General features: G+C 67.6%; 16 protein-coding genes. 8 read left to right on the plus strand and 8 right to left on the minus strand.

Going from position 1 to position 18,971, the window contains the following annotated elements:
- Positions 1-1,318 (minus strand): mannitol dehydrogenase family protein (locus BME24068_RS33365; RefSeq protein ID WP_174928642.1); only part of this gene is annotated, 1,318 nt, incomplete at its 3' end.
- Between the two features lie 158 nt (positions 1,319-1,476).
- On the opposite strand from BME24068_RS33365, the gene BME24068_RS33370 reads away from it, so the two are divergent.
- The 5 genes from BME24068_RS33370 (at position 1,477) to BME24068_RS33390 (ending at position 7,101) form a co-directional block, all read left to right on the plus strand.
- The gene (locus BME24068_RS33370; protein WP_096507725.1) at positions 1,477-2,208 is read left to right on the plus strand and encodes a GntR family transcriptional regulator; all 732 of its coding nucleotides are present in this window, start codon (positions 1,477-1,479) and stop codon (positions 2,206-2,208) included.
- Between the two features lie 21 nt (positions 2,209-2,229).
- Positions 2,230-3,438: a D-mannonate dehydratase ManD gene (gene manD, locus BME24068_RS33375; protein WP_174928643.1), complete on the plus strand. Its 1,209-nt coding sequence runs from the start codon at positions 2,230-2,232 to the stop codon at positions 3,436-3,438.
- Between the two features lie 29 nt (positions 3,439-3,467).
- A complete protein-coding gene (locus BME24068_RS33380) occupies positions 3,468-4,499 on the plus strand; it encodes a Zn-dependent oxidoreductase (RefSeq protein WP_174928644.1) in 1,032 nt (343 codons plus the stop codon).
- A gap of 168 nt (positions 4,500-4,667) precedes the next feature.
- Positions 4,668-5,702, plus strand: coding sequence for a 3-dehydro-L-gulonate 2-dehydrogenase (gene yiaK / locus BME24068_RS33385; RefSeq protein WP_174928645.1), 1,035 nt, complete (start codon positions 4,668-4,670; stop codon positions 5,700-5,702).
- Between the two features lie 109 nt (positions 5,703-5,811).
- On the plus strand, positions 5,812-7,101 hold the full coding sequence (locus BME24068_RS33390) for an MFS transporter (RefSeq protein ID WP_096507722.1): 1,290 nt from the start codon (positions 5,812-5,814) through the stop codon (positions 7,099-7,101).
- A gap of 84 nt (positions 7,102-7,185) precedes the next feature.
- Here the strand turns inward: BME24068_RS33390 and BME24068_RS33395 are convergent, their stop codons facing one another.
- On the minus strand, positions 7,186-9,378 hold the full coding sequence (locus tag BME24068_RS33395) for a TonB-dependent siderophore receptor (RefSeq protein WP_174928646.1): 2,193 nt from the start codon (positions 9,376-9,378) through the stop codon (positions 7,186-7,188).
- A 411-nt stretch (positions 9,379-9,789) separates the two neighbouring features.
- Here BME24068_RS33395 and BME24068_RS33400 point away from each other — a divergent pair, with 411 nt between their 5' ends.
- Positions 9,790-10,236 carry a hypothetical protein gene (locus BME24068_RS33400; protein ID WP_096507720.1) on the plus strand — a complete coding sequence of 149 codons (447 nt, stop codon included), beginning with the start codon at positions 9,790-9,792 and terminating at the stop codon, positions 10,234-10,236.
- A gap of 20 nt (positions 10,237-10,256) precedes the next feature.
- Here the strand turns inward: BME24068_RS33400 and BME24068_RS33405 are convergent, their stop codons facing one another.
- The 5 genes from BME24068_RS33405 to BME24068_RS33425 form a co-directional block, all read right to left on the minus strand.
- Positions 10,257-11,357, minus strand: a complete 1,101-nt coding sequence (locus BME24068_RS33405) for a porin (protein WP_174928647.1) — start codon at positions 11,355-11,357, stop codon at positions 10,257-10,259.
- A gap of 105 nt (positions 11,358-11,462) precedes the next feature.
- Entirely contained in the window at positions 11,463-12,806 is a 1,344-nt protein-coding gene (locus tag BME24068_RS33410; RefSeq protein ID WP_174928648.1) for an MFS transporter, read from the minus strand.
- Positions 12,807-12,956: 150 nt separating this feature from the next.
- Entirely contained in the window at positions 12,957-14,018 is a 1,062-nt protein-coding gene (locus BME24068_RS33415) for an aromatic ring-hydroxylating oxygenase subunit alpha (RefSeq protein ID WP_174928649.1), read from the minus strand.
- Between the two features lie 48 nt (positions 14,019-14,066).
- Positions 14,067-15,032, minus strand: coding sequence for a PDR/VanB family oxidoreductase (locus tag BME24068_RS33420; protein ID WP_174928650.1), 966 nt, complete (start codon positions 15,030-15,032; stop codon positions 14,067-14,069).
- Complete coding sequence (locus BME24068_RS33425; RefSeq protein ID WP_174928661.1) at positions 15,029-16,108, minus strand: aromatic ring-hydroxylating dioxygenase subunit alpha; 1,080 nt, start codon at positions 16,106-16,108, stop codon at positions 15,029-15,031. Before BME24068_RS33425 ends, BME24068_RS33420 begins: the two co-directional genes overlap by 4 nt.
- A gap of 198 nt (positions 16,109-16,306) precedes the next feature.
- On the opposite strand from BME24068_RS33425, the gene BME24068_RS33430 reads away from it, so the two are divergent.
- Positions 16,307-16,795 carry a MarR family winged helix-turn-helix transcriptional regulator gene (locus BME24068_RS33430; RefSeq protein ID WP_096507714.1) on the plus strand — a complete coding sequence of 163 codons (489 nt, stop codon included), beginning with the start codon at positions 16,307-16,309 and terminating at the stop codon, positions 16,793-16,795.
- Between the two features lie 69 nt (positions 16,796-16,864).
- Here the strand turns inward: BME24068_RS33430 and BME24068_RS33435 are convergent, their stop codons facing one another.
- A complete protein-coding gene (locus tag BME24068_RS33435) occupies positions 16,865-17,611 on the minus strand; it encodes a TetR/AcrR family transcriptional regulator (protein WP_174928651.1) in 747 nt (248 codons plus the stop codon).
- Positions 17,612-17,782: 171 nt separating this feature from the next.
- Here BME24068_RS33435 and BME24068_RS33440 point away from each other — a divergent pair, with 171 nt between their 5' ends.
- Positions 17,783-18,964: an isovaleryl-CoA dehydrogenase gene (locus BME24068_RS33440; RefSeq protein ID WP_174928652.1), complete on the plus strand. Its 1,182-nt coding sequence runs from the start codon at positions 17,783-17,785 to the stop codon at positions 18,962-18,964.
- Positions 18,965-18,971 lie beyond the last annotated feature (7 nt).

An 18,971-nucleotide genomic window follows, 5' to 3' on the forward strand; every position in this document is an offset into this window, starting at 1 on the left:
CGGCGGCATCGCCGGCCGCCGACAGCGCCGCGCCGAGCGCGGCCGCGCCCGGATCGCTGATCGTGAGCGCGCGGCCCGCTTCGTCGCGCGCGGTGGCGACGTAGTGCAGCCAGAGCGTCAGCGCACGCTCCAGATACGGCCGTTCGATGCCGGCCGCCGCGCTTTCGCCGAGCGCGGGCAGCCAGCGCAGCGGCACCTTCTGCGTGCCGTCCATTGCGATCTGTTCGGTGCGATGCGCGAGCACCGGATTGCGAAAGCGCTGCACGAGCGTCGCGCAATAGCCGCGCGCGTCGTAACCCGGCGGCACGTCGACGGTCGCGAGCAGGTCGCGCGTCATCACGCCGTCGACGAGCGCCGCGATGCCCGGATCGGCCATCGCATCGGACACGGTCGCGCGTGAGCGCAACTGCCCCGCATACGCGATCGCCGAATGCGAGCCGTTCAGCAGCCGCAGCTTCATCGTTTCGTACGGCCGCACGTCGGCGACGAGGTGCGCGCCGGCGTCTTCCCAGCGCGGGCGCGGCCCGGCGAAGCGATCCTCGATCACCCATTGCGAGAACGGCTCGCAGACGATCGCGGCCGCATCGCGCGCACCGAGATGCGCTTCCGCCCAGTCGAGCGATTCGGGCGTGGCGGCCGGCACGATCCGGTCGACCATGCTGTTCGGGAATGCGATGTCGTCGCGGATGCGCCGGGCGAGCGCGCCGTCGACGTGTTCCGCGTAGTCGATCAGCAATGCGCGCAGCGTGTCGCCGTTCGACGTCATGTTGTCGCAGCAGACGATGCTCAGCGGCGCATGCGCGGGCCGCAGCCGCAGGCCGGCGGCGATCACGCCGAGCGCGGTGCGCGGGGTGTCGGGCGTCGCGAGATCCTGCTTGAGCGCGGGATCGTCGAGATCGAGACCGCCGCCGGGCCGGCGGCAATAGCCTTTCTCCGTCACGGTCAGGCTGACGATCGACACGGCCGGATCGGCGATCAGCGCCAGCAGCGCGGGCAGCGATTCGGGCGCGAACAGCGCGCCGTGCACCGCGCCGACGATGCGCGTGCGCGCGCCGTCGCCGTCGCGCTCGGTCACCGTGTACAGATGATCCTGCGCGGCGAGCAGGTCGACCGTATGGCGCCGCCGCAGCTCGACGCCCACGATCCCCCAGCGCAGGTCGCCCTGTTCCAGCACGGTCTCCGTATGGAGCGCCTGGTGCGCGCGATGAAACGCGCCGAGGCCGAGATGGACGATGCCCGTGCGGACCGCGTGCCGGTCGTAACGGGGGCGGCGCGTGCCGGGCGGCGCGGTGCGCAGGAAATCGGGGGCGGATGACATGACGGTCTGAACGGGTTTGTACCATGGTAGATGATGGAGTCCGTGCAGATTATTTCGAGTTTAACGGTGAAGTTATCGGTGTAAACGCTAGATCGCCCGAATCGGATCGCTTATGTACCATGGTAGTTATCGATATCGAGTCGGATCAAGCCACCACCATGAGCGAAACGGCAGCACTGGAAGAAGAGGACGTCGTCGTCACGGCGTTGCAGGGGTTCTCGCTGGACGAGAGCCGGTCGTATACGGAGCAGGTGCATGCGCTGCTGCGCCACGCGATCGTGCGCGGCGCGCTGCCGCCGCGCACCGCGCTGTCGGAGGCGGTGATCTCCGCGACGATCAAGGTCAGCCGCACGCCGGTGCGCGAGGCGTTCGCGCAGCTCGCCGACGAGCGGCTCGTGCAGATCATCCGCAAGGTCGGCACGCTGGTCGCGCCGATTCCGGTGTCGATCCTCGAGGAAGGGCGCTTCGCGCGCAGCACGCTCGAATGCGCGAACCACGTCGAGCTCGCGCAGAAGATCACGCCGGCGCAGCTCGCGGAGCTGTCGCGGATCATCGATGCGCAGCGCGATGCCGTGGCCGCCGGCGACGTCGAGGCGTTCTTCGATCTCGACGAAGCGATGCACGGCCGGATGTTCGCGTTCGCGGGCCGGCCGCACGTATGGGAAATGCTGCAGCCGATGAAGCGCCAGTTCGACCGCGTGCGCTGGCTGCTGCTCGATCGCGTGGAGGATCACGCGCGCCGCGCGCTGCAGGAGCACGAGCAGATCCTCGCGCACATCGCGTCGCGCAACATGGCGCTGCTCGGCGCGTCGGTCGCGATGCACGTCGACCGGATCGGCTCGCATCTGCCGGAAGTGCGCAGCCGCGCGCCGCATTACTTTGTCGACTGAAACGCCCGCTGGAGGAGCGCAGTGAAAATCGAACGTTTGCAGACCATCGTCACGTGTCCGGGCCGGAACTTCGTGACGGTGAAGATCGTGACCGACGAAGGCGTGTACGGCCTCGGCGACGCGACGCTCAACGGGCGCGAGCTCGCGGTGCGCGCCTATCTGGAAGACCACGTGTTTCCGTGCCTCGTCGGCCGCGATCCGCGCAACATCGAGGACATCTGGCAATACCTGTATCGCGGCGCGTACTGGCGGCGCGGGCCCGTGACGATGACGGCGATCGCCGCGATCGACATGGCGCTCTGGGATATCAAGGGCAAGCTGGCGGGCATGCCCGTCTATCAGCTGCTCGGCGGCAAGAGCCGCGACGGCCTGATGGTCTACGGCCACGCGAACGGGCGCGATCATGAAGAAGCGGTCGACGCGGTGCGCGAGCACATCGAGGCCGGCTACCGCGCGATTCGCGTGCAGTCCGGCGTGCCGGGGCTCGACAAGGTGTACGGCGTCGGCAAGACGGCCGGCGCGTACGAGCCGGCCGAGAAGGGGCTGCCGCCCGAGGAGCCGTGGGACACCGCGCTCTACCTGCGCCACACGCCGGACCTGTTCCGCAAGGTGCGCGACGCCGTCGGCGATGCGCCGCACCTGCTGCACGACGCGCATCACCGGTTGACGCCGATCGAGGCCGCGCGCCTCGGCCGCGATCTCGAGCCGCACCGGCTGTTCTGGCTCGAGGATGCGACGCCCGCGGAGAACCAGGACGCGTTCCGGCTGATCCGCCAGCACACGACGACGCCGCTCGCGGTCGGCGAGGTGTTCAACTCGATCTGGGATTGCAAGGACCTGATCCGCGACCAGCTGATCGACTACATCCGCTCGACCATCGTGCACGCGGGCGGCATCACGCACGTGCGCCGCATTGCCGACTACGCGGCGATGTACCAGGTGCGCACGGGTTTCCACGGCGCGACCGACCTGTCGCCCGTCTGCATGGCGGCGGCCGTGAACTTCGGGCTGTGGGCGCCGAACTTCGGCATCCAGGAACTGATGCCGCACAGCCCGCTGACCGATGAAGTGTTTCCGCACAGCTACCGCTTCGAGGACGGCTATCTGGTGATGGACGACGTGCCGGGCCTCGGCGTCGACATCGACGAGATGCTGGCCGCGAAATATCCGTACGAGCGCGCGTACCTGCCGGTCGCCCGGCTGCGCGACGGTTCGATGTGGAACTGGTGAGCGGCGAAGATCCGAAGGAGAGAACCGAAATGTTGAGCGTCGTTGTCGATCGTCCGAACAGCATGGGCGTGCGCGAAGTGCCGCTGCCCGCGCCCGCCGCCGGCGAAGTGCGCGTGAAGGTGCGCTATGCGGGCATCTGCGGGTCGGACCTGCATATCTTTCACGGCAAGAACCCGTTCGTGTCGTACCCGCGCATCATCGGCCACGAATTCGTCGGCACGATCGAGTCGGTCGGCGACGGCGTGGACGCCGCGCGGCTCGGCGAGACCGTCGCGGTCGATCCGGTGATCAGTTGCGGGCAGTGTCATGCGTGCACGATCGGCCGGCGCAACGTGTGCCGGCACCTGAGCGTGCTCGGCGTGCATCGCGACGGCGGCTTCAGCCAGTACACGTGCGTGCCGGCCGGCAATGCGTACCGGATTCCGGAAGCGATCGCCGACACCTGCGCGGCGATCGTCGAGCCGTTCGCGGTGGCCGCGAACGCGACGTCGCGCACCGGCGTGCTGCCGGGCGACGTCGCGCTGATCTACGGCGCCGGCACCGTCGGGCTGACGATCCTGCAGGTGCTCAAGCGCGTGTACGGCATTCGCGCGTTCATCACCGACCGGCTCGACGCGCGGCTGCAGCTCGCGCGCAAGTGCGGCGCGGCGCCGGACGAGATCATCAACACGAGCGTCGAGTCGCTGCCGGAGGCGCTGGAACGGCGCGGCGTCGACGGCGGCCCGACGCTGATCTTCGATGCGGTGTGCCATCCGTCGATTCTCGAGGAAGCCGTGAGGCTCGCCGCGCCGGCGGGCCGGATCGGCGTGCTCGGGTTTTCGTCGGAGCCGTCGGCGATCGTGCAGGCGGAGCTGACGAAGAAGGAACTGACGCTGGCCGCGTCGCGGCTCAATTGCGCGATGTTCCCGCAGGTGATCGACTGGATCAGCCGCGGGTTGATCGAACCCGAGCACATCGTCACGCACAAGGTCGGCTTTCGCGACGTCGCGCGCGCGTTCGAGATGGCCGAGCGCAATCCCGCGGAAAGCTGCAAGATCCTGCTCGATTTCGCGGGCGGCTGATACCGGTTCGTATCGACGGCCGGGGCGTGTCGCGCGTGTCGCGTCGCGCCGGCCGCACGATGCGATCGCTCGCCGCCGGCGAGCCGGAGCGGCGCGAATCCCGCGCGCCGCTTCGAAGGCAGCAGCGGGATCGAACACAACGATATCCAACATCAGGAGACATGCATCGTGACCCGGATTGCCTTCGACGAAATGCAGCGCGCGATCCACGCGGCGCTCGTGAACGCGGGGATGCCCGAACGCGACGCCGGAATCTGTGCGCGGGTGCATACCGAATCGACCTGTGACGGCGTCAATTCGCACGGCATCAACCGCGTGGCGCGCTTCGTCGACTATCTCGACAAGGGATGGGTGAACGTCGACGGCGCGCGCGAGCGGGTCAAGCAATTCGGTGCGATCGAGGTGTGCGACGGCCATCGCGGCCCGGGCATTCTCAACGCGCTGTCCGCGACCGACCGCGCGATCGAGATCGCCGACGCGCAAGGCGTCGGCATCGTCGCGATGCGCAACGCGACCCACTGGATGCGGGGCGGCACCTATGGCTGGCACGCGGCCGAGCGTGGCTATATCGCGATCTGCTGGACCAACACCGAAGCGTGCATGCCCGGCTGGGGCGGCAAGAACACGCGCGTCGGCAACAACCCGTTCGTGATGGCGGTGCCGCGCGCGCAGGGCCATATCGTGCTCGACATGGCGATGTCGCAATACTCGTACGGAAAGCTGCAGGCCACCCGCCTCCAGGGCAGGAACATGCCGTTTCCCGCCGGCTTCGACGGCGACGGGAAGCTGACCGCCGAGCCCGGCCCGATCGAAGCGTCGATGCGCATCTTGCCGATGGGCTACTGGAAGGGCTCGGGCTTCGCGATCATGCTCGACGTGCTCGCGGCGGTGCTGTCCGAAGGGCTCGCGACGAACGGGATCGATGCGATTCAGCAGGGAAGCTGTACGGGCTGCTCGCAGGTCTTCATCGTGATCGACCCGCGCAAGCTCGGCGGCGAGGCATTCACGAACCACGTCGCCGACGGCGTGGCCGACTACGTGAATACGTCCGAGCTGGCGGAAGACAGCCGCGAAGTGCTCTATCCGGGGCAGAGCGCGCTGCGCACGCGGATCGCGCAGCGGCGCGACGGCATCGTCGTCGACGACGGGATCTGGGCCGACGTGCTCGCGCTCGCGGAGCGGCGGGCGATGCCGCGTTCCTGACCGGAAGGCGGCCGGCACGCCGGATCGGCGCGTGCCGGCCGTTGCCGGAACGAGCGTGCAGGCGGGTCCATCGCTGCATAGACGCGTGTTTTCATCGGGAGAACTGATCATGACGGCGGATGTCGCGCTTGCGCTCGACGCAGGCATCGAGGCACGGAACGAAGACGCGTTGTACCGGAAGGTGATACTGAGGATCGTCCCGCTGTTCTTCCTCGGTTTCATCATGTCCTATCTGGACCGCGTCAACATCGGCTTCGCGAAGTTGCAGATGGCGGCCGATTTCGGCCTGACGAATGCGTCGTTTGCACTCGGCGCGAGCGTGTTCTTCTGGGGCTACATGCTGTTCGAGATTCCGAGCAACCTGATCCTGCGGCGGGTCGGCGCGCGGGCATGGATCGCCCGGATCATGGTCACCTGGGGCATCGTGTCGATCCTGATGGTCTTCTCGCGGAACGCGGCGGCGTTCTACTCGCTGCGGTTCCTGCTCGGCGTGTGCGAGGCCGGCTTCGTCCCGGGCGTGATGTACTACACGAACACGTGGCTGCCGGCCCGGCGTCAAAGCGGCATGTACTCGCTGTTCCTGATGGCGTTGCCGATCGCCGTCGTGTTCGGTGCGCCGCTCTCCGGCGCGATCATGGAGACGATGAACGGCGTGGCCGGCATCCACGGCTGGCAGTGGCTGTTCCTGCTCGAAGGGCTGCCGTCGGTGGTGCTGGGCGTGGTGATCCTGATGCTGCTGCGGAACAAGCCGGCCGACGTGGACTGGCTGAGCCCGCGCGAGAAGCAGATCATCGAGGCGAACGTCGCGAAGGAGGCGGCCTTCAAGTCGCATCGCGTGGCCGATGCGTTCCGCTCGCCGAAGATCTATGCGCTGATCGCCGTGATGATCCTGTTCAACACCGGGTTCTACGGCCTCACCTTCTGGATGCCGACGCTGTTCCACGACGCGGGCGTCGCGAACAGCCTGGACGTCGGGCTGCTGACGGCCATCCCGTTCGGCGTCGCCGCGCTCTGCATGTACGTGAACGCGCGGCGTGCCGAGCGCTCCGGGCGGCTGCGCCGGCACGGCGTGGTGCCCGTCGCGCTGGCCGCGATCGGCCTGTTCGTCGCGACGGTGGCGCACGACAACTTCTGGCTCGCGCTGGTGATGCTGACCGTCGCGACGTCGGGCATCCTGTCGCTGATGCCGATCTACTGGACGCTGCCCGGACGCGTGCTGTCCGGCCCGGCGGCGGCGGCCGGCTTCGCGCTGATCAACGCGTGCGGGAGCCTGTCCGGCATCCTGGGCGCGATGATCATCGGTTATGCGGGCCTGCGGATCGGCATGACCATCCTGGCGGGCGCGCTGTTGTTGTGCAGCGTCGTGTTCTATCGGGTCTGTCCCGCTACCGCGGAATAGTGTCGAGGCGGCTGCGCGGCCCGTAGCGGCGCGCGGCGGGTCAGGGCGGTCCGCCGCCGCGCCGTTTCATCGCGTGCAGGATGGTCAGAACGACACCGTCGTCGTCAGCGTGACGAGCCGCGGCTCGCCGACCGCGACGATCAGGTTGCTGTTGCTCGACGGATAGTAGGTCTTGTCGAGCAGGTTCTTCACGTTGAGCTGGATGCGCGTCGGGAACTTGCCGATCGTCGTTTCGTACGCCGCGAACGCATCGACGGTCACGTAGCCGGGCAGCGTGAAGCTGTTCGCGGTGTCGCCGGGCCGCGCGCCGACGAGCCGCGCACCGCCGCCGAAGCGCCAGCGTCCGGGCAGGTTCGCAATGGCCGTGTCGTACACCGCGAACAGGCTGCCGGTGTGGCGCGCGACGTTGACGAGCGGCGTGTTGCTGTCGCGGTCGTTCGCGTTCGTGTACGCATAGCTGCCGATCAGGCTCAGGTGGCGCGTGATCTGCCCGGCGACGTCGAGTTCGATCCCGCGCGAGCGCGCGGTGCCGATCGTCGACGTGATGTCGCCCACCGTGACCGCGACGTTGCGCTTGTCGATCTGGTAAGCCGCGAGCGTGCCGGTGATGCCGGGCTTCACGCTGAACTTCAGGCCGGCTTCCAGCACGCGGCCGAATTCCGGCGCGAGCGGCGACGTGACGTTCGACGCGACGTTCGGCTTGAACGAGCGGCTCACGTTCGCATACGCGGTCAGCGACGGCGTGAGCGCATACGCGAGCCCGAACTGCGGCAGCCACACGTTGCCGTGCGAGCGGTCGGCGAACACGAACGGCCGGCCCATCCCCGATTCCTGCTGCCAGTCTTCCCAGCGCAGCCCGGCGACCGCGGTCAGCCGGTCGGTGAGCTTCACCGAGTCCTGCACGATCATCGAGTACGTGTGCACCTTCGAAAGCGAATCGCTTTGCTTCGCATTCGCCGTGCCGCCGGGCGCGAGCAGGCCGTAGACGGGATCGTAGAGATCGAAACCCTTCGTCGCGGTGCCGCGGATCGTGTCGCCGCGGAAGCTGCGCTGCCGTTCGTATTCGCCGCCGACGTACAGCGCGTGGTTCATCCCCGCGAGCGTCAGGTTGCCGAGCAGGCCGAGCGTCGCGATCTGGTCGGCGTCGTTGCGCCCGAGGTTCGCATCGGCTGAACGGGTCATCGCGCCGGTCGTGCTGTTGAACGCCGTGGCGCGCGTGATGTTTTGGGCGTAGCGGTCGCGGCCCCAGCCGTAGGTCGCGCGCACGCGCCATGCGTCGGAGAAGCGGTGCTCGATGCGCGCGCGCAGCGTTTCCTGGACCCCGCTGCTTTGCGCCCACGCTTCCTCGTAGCGGCGATAGCGCAGCGCATCGTCGGGGCGGCCGTTCACGAGCACGGTGCCGCGATCGAACGGCGTCGTGTAGTCGACGTACTGGTAGCTGACGTCGATCGACGTGTTCGCGTCGTGCCACGACAGCGCGGGCGCGATCAGCGCGTCGCGTTCGCGGCCGAAGCTGCGCCAGTAGCGGCTCGTGTCGTATTCGCCGGTGAGCCGGAACGCGAGCGTGCCGCCCGCGACCTGGCCCGGCTTGCCGAGCGGGCCGGTCAGGTCGAACTGCGCGCTGCTGCCGCCGTGGCTCGTGCGCGACGCCGAGACCGAGCCGCCGAGCGTGTCTTCGGGCTTGCGCGTGACGAGATTGATCACGCCGCCCGGATCCTGCATCCCGTACAGCAGCGAAGCCGGGCCCTTCAGCACTTCGACGCGGTCGATCGTCGCGAGATAGCTGTGCAGCACCGGCGTGCGCACGCCGTCGACGAGCACGGAGCCGTCGTTGTTCGAGCCGAAGCCGCGCTTGATGAACGCGTCGCGCGTGCCGCCGAGCGTGTTGGTCTGCGTGACGCCGCTGATGTTGCCGAGCACGTCGTCGAGCGAGCGCGCCTGCTGGTCCTGCATCACGCTGCTGCTGACCACCGCGACCGATTGCGGAATGTCCTTGATCGCCCGGTCGTCGCCGCCGGCGACGCTGCTGGTGCGCGGCTGATAGCCGACGGTCGGGTCCGCGGTCGCCGAGGCGCTGACGCTGATCGCCGGCAGCTCGCGCTCGACGGGCGACGATGCGGGCGTGGGCGACGATGCCGTCGCGGCAGGGGCGGCCGGCGCGCGTTCGTCGGCGGCCGCATGCGCGCCGCTTGCGACGCAAAGGGTGATCAGGGCGGGCAGGCTCGTGCGCCACGGACGCAAGGTCCGGGCGCGGCGGGGCAGTCGACGGGATGGCATGAATCGGTGAGTGGCGGAGTGCTAAGAATCGGGTCGCGGGCCGCGGCAGCTTCGCCACGGCAGGGTGTGCATGATATATGTAATGAGAATCATTTTCAATTGTAATGAGGCCGATTCCGAATGCGTGCGGCGATTGCCGGGCCGGCGGCCGTCTGCTACCGTAGCGCCCAAAATCAGAAGCAGTGAAATTCAACGAGAGCCGGGGGCCGCACCATGTCATCGACCTGTCACGTCGCGTGCAGCGCGACGCCGCGCACCGCAGCCGACCATGCGGGTGGTGAAGTGATCGCAGCCGTATTCCACGATTCGAACGATTAAAACGCGTGCGCGTGCATTGCGCGCTGCGCCGGGCAGCCGGCGCAGTGTCGCCTTCAATCACTTCAACCACCACGTTTGACGGGAGACCACCCCATGAAAAAGATTTCCGCGCCGTTTGCGGCGGCCGCGCTCGCGGCATGTGCGATGCTGGCCGGCGTTCAGCAGACGGCTGATGCCGCGCCGGCGGCCGAGCCCGCGATCGATGCGCACTACGGCACCGTGATCGAGGCCTACACGCAGGACATGAGCACCGCGAAGACGAAATACGACGGCAAGCGCCTCGCGTTCGTCGGCGCGGTGATCCGGATGGGCAGCGACCCGGGCGGCACGTACTTCGGTGCGTTGACGACCGACGGCGAGCAGTTCGACACGCACTTCGACGTGGCGGACCAGGATGCGCTGAAGCCGAAATTCCCCGGCGGCGAAATCAAGCCGTTCACGGCCTCCGCGAATTTCCGCTTCAGTTGCGTGAACGAAGGCTATATCGACGCGCCGGTGCTGCCGGGGTTGAAGCTCGTGCATTGCCGGCTCGCCGATTGACGTGGCGCCGTGGCCGGCGCTCAGAACTTCTGCTGGATGCCGGCCATCACGCCGAGCTGATTCATCCCGGTGCCGACCGTCCCGCCGGCGGCGACCGCGTTCGCGGCCAGCGCGCTGTTGAACATGTAGCCCACCGACGTATAGACGGTTGTCCGCTTCGACAGGAAGTAGTTCGCGCGGCCGACGAGCAGCGTGGCGTTGGCGCCGCCGTCGGCGCTTTCGCTGCGCTGCAGGTAGCGCACGCCCTGGAGGTCGAGCGCGAGGTACGGCGTCGCGTAATACGTGCCGCCGGCAAACACGATGTCGGCCTGCAGGTGTTCGGCCGCCGCGAGGTTGCGGCGGATCCACCCGGCGCCCAGTTTCGCGGGGCCGATCTTCACGTAGCCTGCGACGATGTCGCGCGTGTCGGTGTAGGCCGGATTGTTCAGCGGCGCGAGCGCGCCGCCGCCGCCGCGCATCACGTCGTGCGACGCGGCGAGCCCGAAATTGCTCGCGTCGTACGCGATCATCGCCGTGTATTGGCGGCACGCGACGATGTCGCCCGCCACCTGGCCCGCGCAGCCCGTCGCCGACGGTCCTGCCGGCCCGGCCGCGTCGCGGCCGAAGCTGTACGTCGCGCCGAGCGTCACGCCGTGGAACGTGCCCTTGTAGCCGATCGCATTGTCGCTGCGCGCATTCGGCAGGTACGAGTCGAAATCCGCCATCGAGTGAATCGACGGGCCGATCACGTCGGCATTGGTCAGCACGATCATCGACATGTTCATCTGGCGGCCGAGGGTCAGCGTGCCGAACGGACCGTTCACGCCGACGTTGGCCTGCCGCCCGAACAGGCGCCCGCCGTAGTTCAGCGCGCCGGTGCCGGGCTGGAAGCCGTTCTCGAGCACGAAGAAGGCCTGGTAGCCGCCGCCGAGATCCTCCGTGCCTCTCAGCCCCCAGCGTGACGGCACTTCGCCGGTCAGCGTCGGCATCCCGGTGAACGACCCGCCGTGCGCGGCATTGTTGTAGTAGGACACGCCGGTGTCGACGATCCCGTACAGCGTGACGCTGCTTTGCGCGCACGCCGGGCCGGCGAGGGCCAGCGTCAGCGCCGTCGAGCATGCGACGCCCAGTTTCTTTTTCATTGCTGTCTCCAAACAGTATATAGATGTACTTATCGATTTTTATCGGGTCGCGCGGTGACGACCCGGGGCGCCGACGGGTGTCGGCGCAACGGCAGCCGTGGTGCGTTACGACATGGCCGGATCGCGCTGCCCGCGCAGGGCCCGGGCGGGCCCGCAGGCCACGGCGACGGCGATCGCCGCGCCGGCCATCGGCACGAGGAACGCGAGATAGAGATGCGACACGGACCAGCCGTCGTCCAGCAGCGCGCCGACCGTCATCGGCGACAGAATCGCGCCGAGGCGGCCGATGCCGACCGCGAGGCCGATGCCGGTGGTGCGGATTTCGGCGGGGTAGGGCGTCGGCGACAGCGCGTACATGCCGGCCACGCACGCGTTGATGACGGCGCCGAGAAACACCCCGACCGTCAACCCGATGCCGAGCGAGCCGGTGTTCGCGCCGAACACGACCATCAGTGCGCCGCCCAGCAGCAGCGTGGCGCCGAGCAGGTTGCGCAGGCCGACACGGGTCGACAGCAGGCTGAACAGCGACGCACCCGCGATGCCGCCAAGATTGAGCAGCACGCCGCCGGTCACGCCCTGCGACGCCGACAACCCGGCCTGGACCAGCAGCTTGGGCGTCCAGCTCACGACGAAATAGAAGCTGCCCATCACGAGAAAGAACGCGATCCACAGCGCGATCGTGCGGCGCGTGAGCGGCGGCCGCAGCACCGCCGTCCAGCTCGACGCGGGCGCGCCGGCGTCGGTGGACGAGGCAGCGGCCGGCAGCGCGTCGATCGGCGCGCGCTTCATTCTGGCGAGGATGCGGTTGATTTTCCGAAGCGCATCGTCCGGGCGTTTCGCGAGCAGGAAGTCGAGCGATTCCGGCAGCAGTGCGAGCACCATCGGGATCGACAGCAAGGTCAGGACGCCGCCGAACGCGAACACGCTGCGCCATCCCCATGTCGACAGCAGGTAGCCGGCCGCGACGCCGCCCGCGGTGGCGCCGATCGCATAGCCGGTCGACTGCATGCCGATCGCGGCGCTGCGCCATTTGTTCGATGCGTACTCGCCGCTGATGACGGTCAGGCTCGCGAGCATCCCGCCGATGCCGAGCCCCGTGTACGCACGCGCGGCGGCGAGTTGCAGCGTGTCGTGCGTGGCGGCGCACGCGAGCATCCCGGTCGAGATCACGACGAGGCAGAGCAGGATGATCCGGCGGCGGCCGACGCGGTCGGCGAGCGGTGCGATCAGCACCGAGCCGATGCCCATGCCGGCGAGGCCGGCACTGAGCAGCAGGCCGATTTCCTTGCCGCTCAGTTTCCACTCGGCCGCCAGATGCGGGGCGGCAAACGCGATGGCCAGCACGTCGAAGCCGTCGAGCATGTTCAGCACGACGCAGGCCGTCACCGCCATCGTCTGAAACGCACTCATTGGGGATACGTCAATCGTATTGCGGATATTTGCACTCACGTCAAAGACCCTTTATTAAAATAGTATGACTAATTAAATGGAATTGAATCGAAGCCGGCGGTATTGAAAGGGGTTGAGGATGGATGGGCGGCCGCGGTGCCCGAGGCTGTTCGCGGCCGTTGCCCGCTTGTGCGCGCGCCGGTGCGACGCTTACGCGGGTTCGGTCTGAAGCAGAAGGCGCTCGATCACGCGCCGCGCGCGATTGGGGCCGGCGTCGACATGGATGTCGATCTGCCGGCTTCCCGGAAACCGCAGCTGGTTCCGGTATTGCGCTTCGATTACGGTCTTGTCCTCGTCGAACGTCGCCGCCGATTGCTCGATGACCGTTTGCGCGACACGCTCGACGTCGTGTTGTGGATTGGTCGCAACGGTCCAGAAGTAGTGCGTCGTCGCGTCGGTTTCGGGCGTGATGCCGTGAAAGCCGCGCATGTGGAAGCCGCCGCGCGACGGATCGAGCAGATCGCCGGTGCCGGCGTCCATTGCGCCGGTCCAGATCCGGATATGGGATACATGGAATTCGATTTCCTGCCAGCGATCGACACGGCCCGCGAACGGCCATGCGGCCGTGTAGGTCGGCGGCGGTTCGGAATCCGGCATCCGGCGGATCAGCGACACCGTGTCGCCGTCGCTGCTGACGCGGGTTTCCGCGCCCATGTGCAGCGGCGCGTTGCCGCCAATCGTTTTCAGGTGCACGTAGCCGAGATGGCTCAGGTCCATCAGGTTGTCGTGAATGAGCTGATACGGCGCGTCGTAGTGGTAGCGGCCGCCGCCGAAGCGATAGTGCGGATCCGCGTGGAACGCGTAGCGCGGCGGCGCGCAGGCGGGTTGCGCATGCGGGTCGGCGCCGATCCAGATCCAGACGATGGCGTCCTGCTCCTGCACCGGATACGACGATACGCATGCCTTTGCGGGAATCCGGTCCTGGCCGGGAATCTCGACACAGGCGCCGTCACGGTCGAACAGCAGGCCGTGATAGCCGCAGCGCAGGCCGCGCGGTTCGAGTGAGCCGCACGACAGCGGCAGCGACTTGTGGCAGCAGCGATCCTCCAGCGCGCCGATTTCGCCGGACGGCAGCCGGAACAGCACGACCGGGCGGCCGAGCAGCGTGCGCGCGACGGGGGTGTCCGTCAGTTCGGATGACAGGGCCGCGACCCACCATCGGTCGACCGGGAATCGAGCAGTATTGATCGGTGATCCGGCGTGTTGTTCCATTGATCGTCTCCAATATCGTGTTGTGCCGCCGCGCGTTGCGCGGCCCGTCTACAGGTCGAGTACCAGCATGTCGGTTCTGGATCGCGAGCAGCAGGGCATGAACTGGTCGCCGGCTGCCTTTTCGTCGTCGGTCAGATACGCGTCGCGATGATCGGGCTCGCCTTGCAGCACGCGCGTCATGCACGTGCCGCATACGCCTTGCTCGCACGACGTCAGCACGTCGACGCCGTTTGCGGCCAGCGCCGCGACGACGGTGCATGCGGCCGGCACGTCGATCACCTGGCCGCTGCTCGCGATGCGAACCTGGAACGCGCGATCGGTGTCGGACGACTCGATCGCGCCGCCGAAGAATTCGTAGTGCAGGCGCGCGTCGGCCCAGTGGCGGGCGCGGGCTTCGGCCAGTACCGCATCCATGAAGCCGCGCGGGCCGCAGACATACAGATGCGTGCCGTCCGGCGCCGCGGCGAGCACGGCGGCGAGGTCGAAGCGTTGCGCGGGATCGCCGTCGTCGACATGGAAGCGGGTGCGATCGTGGAACCCGGCGGCGTTGATCCGTTCGACGAACGCCATGCGATCGGTCGAGCGCGCGCAGTAATGCAGGTCGAACGCGATGCCGGACGAGAACAGCCGTTCCGCCATGCACAGAATCGGCGTGACGCCGATCCCGCCCGCGAGCAGCAGGTGATGCGGCACGTTCGGCGCGAGCGGGAAATGGTTGCGCGGCATCCCGATCTTCACGGTATCGCCTTGCCGGACTTCGTCGTGAATGGCGCGCGAACCGCCGCGTCCGTCGGCATCGCGCAGCACCGCGATCTGATAGCGGTCGCCGTGTTCGGGGTGATTGCACAGCGAGTACTGGCGCACGAGCCCGCCCGGCAAATGGACGTCGATATGGGCGCCCGCATCGAAGCGCGGCAGCGGCGACCCGTCGTCGCTGACGAATTCGAAGCCGCAGATGTCGCGCGCTTCCTGCCACTTGCGGGCGACCCTGACCGTCAACGTCGCGGCGCTCATGACGCCTCCTTCACCGGCGCGACCGGAATCACGGGCCGCTGTGCGCCCGCTGCGCGTTCGCCGGCGAGCAGCCGGTCGATCACCTTGCGCGACAGCACGCCGCCGGCGTCGATGTTGAGCTTCAGCAGCGTGCGATCCGGCCACTTCTCGAGGTTGAGCTGCTGGCGCTCGAGCATCTCGAGATCCTCGGCGAAGATCTTGCCCTGGCCTTCGCGGATCTCGGCGGTCAGCGCGGGATCGTCGGGCCGGAAGTTGCGCGCCATTCCCCAGAAGTACCAGATCGACGTGTCCGTCTCGGGCGTGATGAAGTCGACGACGATCGACGACGCCTTCAGCTCGGCCGGCGCGTCGTAGCCGCCGTGGCCGGCATGCGCGACGCCGACTTCGATCATCACGTGGCTCGGCGGCGTGAAGCGGCAGATCTGCCAGCGGTCGACCGGCACGTCGTCGGCGAGGCCGTTGCCGCGCAACCCCATCTGCCAGAACGGCGGCGGCATCACGTTCTCCATGAAACGGCTCGTGACGACTTCGTCGCCGTGGCTGGTCGTCTTCGGCGGCGCTTCGTCGATTTCCTTCTGGCCGATGCTCGACGAATGCACGTAAGTCTCGTGCGTGAGATCCATCAGGTTGTCGATCATCAGCCGGTAGTCGCAGCGGATGTGATACAGGCCGCCGCCGTGCGCCCAGGCCGGATCCTCGGCCCATGCCAGCGTGGGCAGCTTGGCGGGATCGGCTTCGGACGCGTCGCCGGGCCAGACCCAGATGAATCCGTAGCGCTCCGCCACCGGAAAGCTGCGAATCGGCGGAAACCCGCCGACGCGCTGGCCCGGCATGCCGGCCGTCTTGCCGTTGCAGCCCATTTCGAGCCCGTGATAGCCGCACACGAGCACGCCGTCGCGCACGAAGCCGAGCGACAGCGGGGCGCCGCGGTGCGGGCAGAAGTCCTCGAGCGCGGCCACCTGGCCGTCGGCCGCGCGGTAAAACACCATCGATTCGTTGCAGATCTTGCGGCCCAGCGGCTTGCCGTCGATTTCGTCGGGTGTGCCCGCCACATACCAAGCGTTCTTGAGAAACACGTTCGTCGTCTCCTTCATGTCGGTGCCGCCGGTACGCGGCGCCTCTTCATTCCGTGTACTGAATGAGATTCAGTGTACTCATTGAGATTGGCGCGGGCAAGCCGGGCGGTATACTGGTTTTCCCGGGAAATGGCGCGAGGCAGCGCCATGCCGTGGGCGCACGCAACCGGCGTGCGCCGCCTCTGTCATCGCTCATTCATGGAAAAAACGAATTCCGCCGACATGCCGACCTTCCCGCTCGATCTGTACGACGAGCCCGGGCACCTGATCCGGCGCGCGCACCAGATCGCCGTCGCGATGTTTTACGAGAAGCTGGGCCGGGACGTGACGCCGGTGCAGTACGCGGTCCTGCGGATGCTCTACGAGTGTCCGGGGCTCGACCAGGTGACGCTCGCGCAGCGGGTGGCGCTCGACACGTCGACGACGGCGGACCTCGCGGTCCGGCTCGAAGCGAAAGGATTGATCGTGCGCGAAGTGCTGCCGCGGCGTCAGCGGCGGCTGCTGTTGACGCCGGCGGGCGTGGAACTGCTCACGCACCTGATTCCGTCGGTGAAGGAGTTGCGTGCCGGCCTGTTCGACGGGATGGGCGAGGACGATTCGCAGGAACTGGTGCGGCTGTTGCGCAAGTTCGTGCATCTGAACAACGAGCAGAGCCGCGCGCCGCTGCGGGTCGGCGAGGATGCGTAGCGTTTCCTGATTCCCGCGCGGCGGCGAAGAGGTGCGGGCAGGGCGGCGGGCGCGTCGCCCGCGCCTGCGTCATGCGCGTGACGCTTCCTCTTCCAGGCGCCGCACCGCTTCCGCGACGTCATTCCTGAAGCGCACCAGCGCCGCCTGCTCCGGCGCGGGCGGCTGCACGGCGGCCCACAGCATGTCGATCAGTTGCGTGGCCGTCGTTTCCGTGTCGAGCTTGCGGTGCCCGAGGATCGCATCCCACAGCACGTGCTCGATCGGCCCGAACACCATCGAGCGCAGCAGGCTCAGCGGCATGTCGTTCCGCACCTGCCCGGCCGCCTGGCCGCGCGCGAGCACGTCCATCAGCGGCGCCGTGTAGCGGCGCTGCAGCGCGGTGAGCTCGTCGCTCAGCGCATGCTGCTTCGCACGGCCTTCCGACAGCACCAGCGCGCACAGCCCCGTGCCGTTCACCAGCATCAGCCGCAAGTGCGTGCGCACGATGAACGCGAACTGCTGCTGCACCGACGCCTCCAGCGGCATCCCGTGTTCGAACGCGGCAATGATTTCGTCATACCAATCGGCGATCACGCGCGCGCACAGCTCGCGCTTGCCGCGGAAGTAGCTGAACACCGTGGCCTCCGACACGCCGACGCGCTGCGCGATCTCGGCGGCCGTCGCATGCTCGTAACCCTTTTCGGCGAACACTTCCCTGCCGGCGCGCAGGATGTCCTGCACGCGCTGCTGGGATTTGCGCCCGGCGGGTGCGCGCGACGTGTCGGCGCGGTCGGCTTTGGCGGTGGCGGTCATGGTGTCGGCGGTAGCGGCTGTCATGTCGCCATGATATCTGAGTGTCACTCAAAAAACTATTGACGGCAGGCCGGACGAGGCGCGAAACTGTGCAAAATTTCCGCTGTATTGGCTTAATGAATCGACGCATTGATCCGATTTGAGCGAAACTCAGAAATCGGTGCATGCGACCCACTTTCTGGAGACGGAGGAGACATGATCAACCTGCCCGGCGTGCAATTCATGCTCGGTGAAGACATCGAGATGCTGCGCGACGCCGTCGCGACGTTTGCGGCGAAGGAAATCACGCCGCGCGCGGCGGAGGTCGACCGCACCGACCAGTTTCCGATGGATCTGTGGAAGAAGTTCGGCGATCTCGGCGTGCTCGGCATGACGGTGGCCGAAGAGTACGGCGGCGCGAACATGGGCTACACCGCCCACATGGTCGCGATGGAGGAGATCTCGCGCGCATCGGCGTCGATCGGCCTGTCGTACGGCGCGCATTCGAACCTGTGCGTGAACCAGATTCACCGCAACGGCACCGACGCGCAAAAACAGAAATACCTGCCGAAGCTCGTGTCGGGCGAACACATCGGCGCGCTCGCGATGAGCGAGCCGAACGCCGGCTCCGACGTGGTCAGCATGAAGCTGCGCGCGGACAAGCGCGGCGATCGCTACGTGCTGAACGGCACGAAGATGTGGATCACCAACGGCCCCGACTGCGACACGCTCGTCGTCTATGCGAAGACGGACGTCGAAGCGAACGCGCGCGGCATCACCGCGTTCATCGTCGAGAAGGGCATGAAGGGCTTCTCGGTCGCGCAGAAGCTCGACAAGCTCGGCATGCGCGGGTCGCACACGGGCGAGCTCGTGTTCCAGGACGTCGAGGTGCCGGAAGAGAACATCCTCGGCCAGCTCAACGGCGGCGTGAAGGTGCTGATGAGCGGCCTCGACTACGAGCGCGCGGTGCTGTCGGGCGGCCCGACGGGCATCATGGCCGCGTGTCTCGACGCGGTGGTGCCGTATATCCACGACCGCAAGCAGTTCGGCCAGGCGATCGGCGAATTCCAGCTGATCCAGGGCAAGGTCGCCGACATGTACACCACGTTCCAGGCATGCCGCGCGTACCTGTACGCGGTCGGCCGCCATCTCGACTCGGCGGGCAGCGACCATATTCGCCAGGTGCGCAAGGACTGCGCGGGCGTGATCCTCTACACGGCCGAGAAGGCGACGTGGATGGCCGGCGAGGCGATCCAGATCCTCGGCGGCAACGGCTACATCAACGAATACCCGGTCGGCCGCCTGTGGCGCGATGCGAAGCTGTACGAAATCGGCGCCGGCACGAGCGAGATCCGCCGGATGCTGATCGGCCGCGAGCTGTTCGCGGAAACGCTGTAACGCCCCA

Source organism: Burkholderia anthina (genome assembly GCF_902498995.1).
GTDB classification, from domain to species: domain Bacteria; phylum Pseudomonadota; class Gammaproteobacteria; order Burkholderiales; family Burkholderiaceae; genus Burkholderia; species Burkholderia anthina.

Coding starts and splice junctions, on each gene's coding strand:
- BME24068_RS33370 (WP_096507725.1), top strand. CDS start 1,477: ATGAGCGAAACGGCAGCACTGGAAGAAGAGGACGTCGTCGTCACGGCG.
- BME24068_RS33380 (WP_174928644.1), top strand. CDS start 3,468: ATGTTGAGCGTCGTTGTCGATCGTCCGAACAGCATGGGCGTGCGCGAA.
- BME24068_RS33390 (WP_096507722.1), top strand. CDS start 5,812: ATGACGGCGGATGTCGCGCTTGCGCTCGACGCAGGCATCGAGGCACGG.
- BME24068_RS33395 (WP_174928646.1), bottom strand. CDS start 9,378: ATGCCATCCCGTCGACTGCCCCGCCGCGCCCGGACCTTGCGTCCGTGG.
- BME24068_RS33400 (WP_096507720.1), top strand. CDS start 9,790: ATGAAAAAGATTTCCGCGCCGTTTGCGGCGGCCGCGCTCGCGGCATGT.
- BME24068_RS33405 (WP_174928647.1), bottom strand. CDS start 11,357: ATGAAAAAGAAACTGGGCGTCGCATGCTCGACGGCGCTGACGCTGGCC.
- BME24068_RS33415 (WP_174928649.1), bottom strand. CDS start 14,018: ATGGAACAACACGCCGGATCACCGATCAATACTGCTCGATTCCCGGTC.
- BME24068_RS33420 (WP_174928650.1), bottom strand. CDS start 15,032: ATGAGCGCCGCGACGTTGACGGTCAGGGTCGCCCGCAAGTGGCAGGAA.
- BME24068_RS33430 (WP_096507714.1), top strand. CDS start 16,307: ATGGAAAAAACGAATTCCGCCGACATGCCGACCTTCCCGCTCGATCTG.
- BME24068_RS33435 (WP_174928651.1), bottom strand. CDS start 17,611: ATGACAGCCGCTACCGCCGACACCATGACCGCCACCGCCAAAGCCGAC.
- BME24068_RS33440 (WP_174928652.1), top strand. CDS start 17,783: ATGATCAACCTGCCCGGCGTGCAATTCATGCTCGGTGAAGACATCGAG.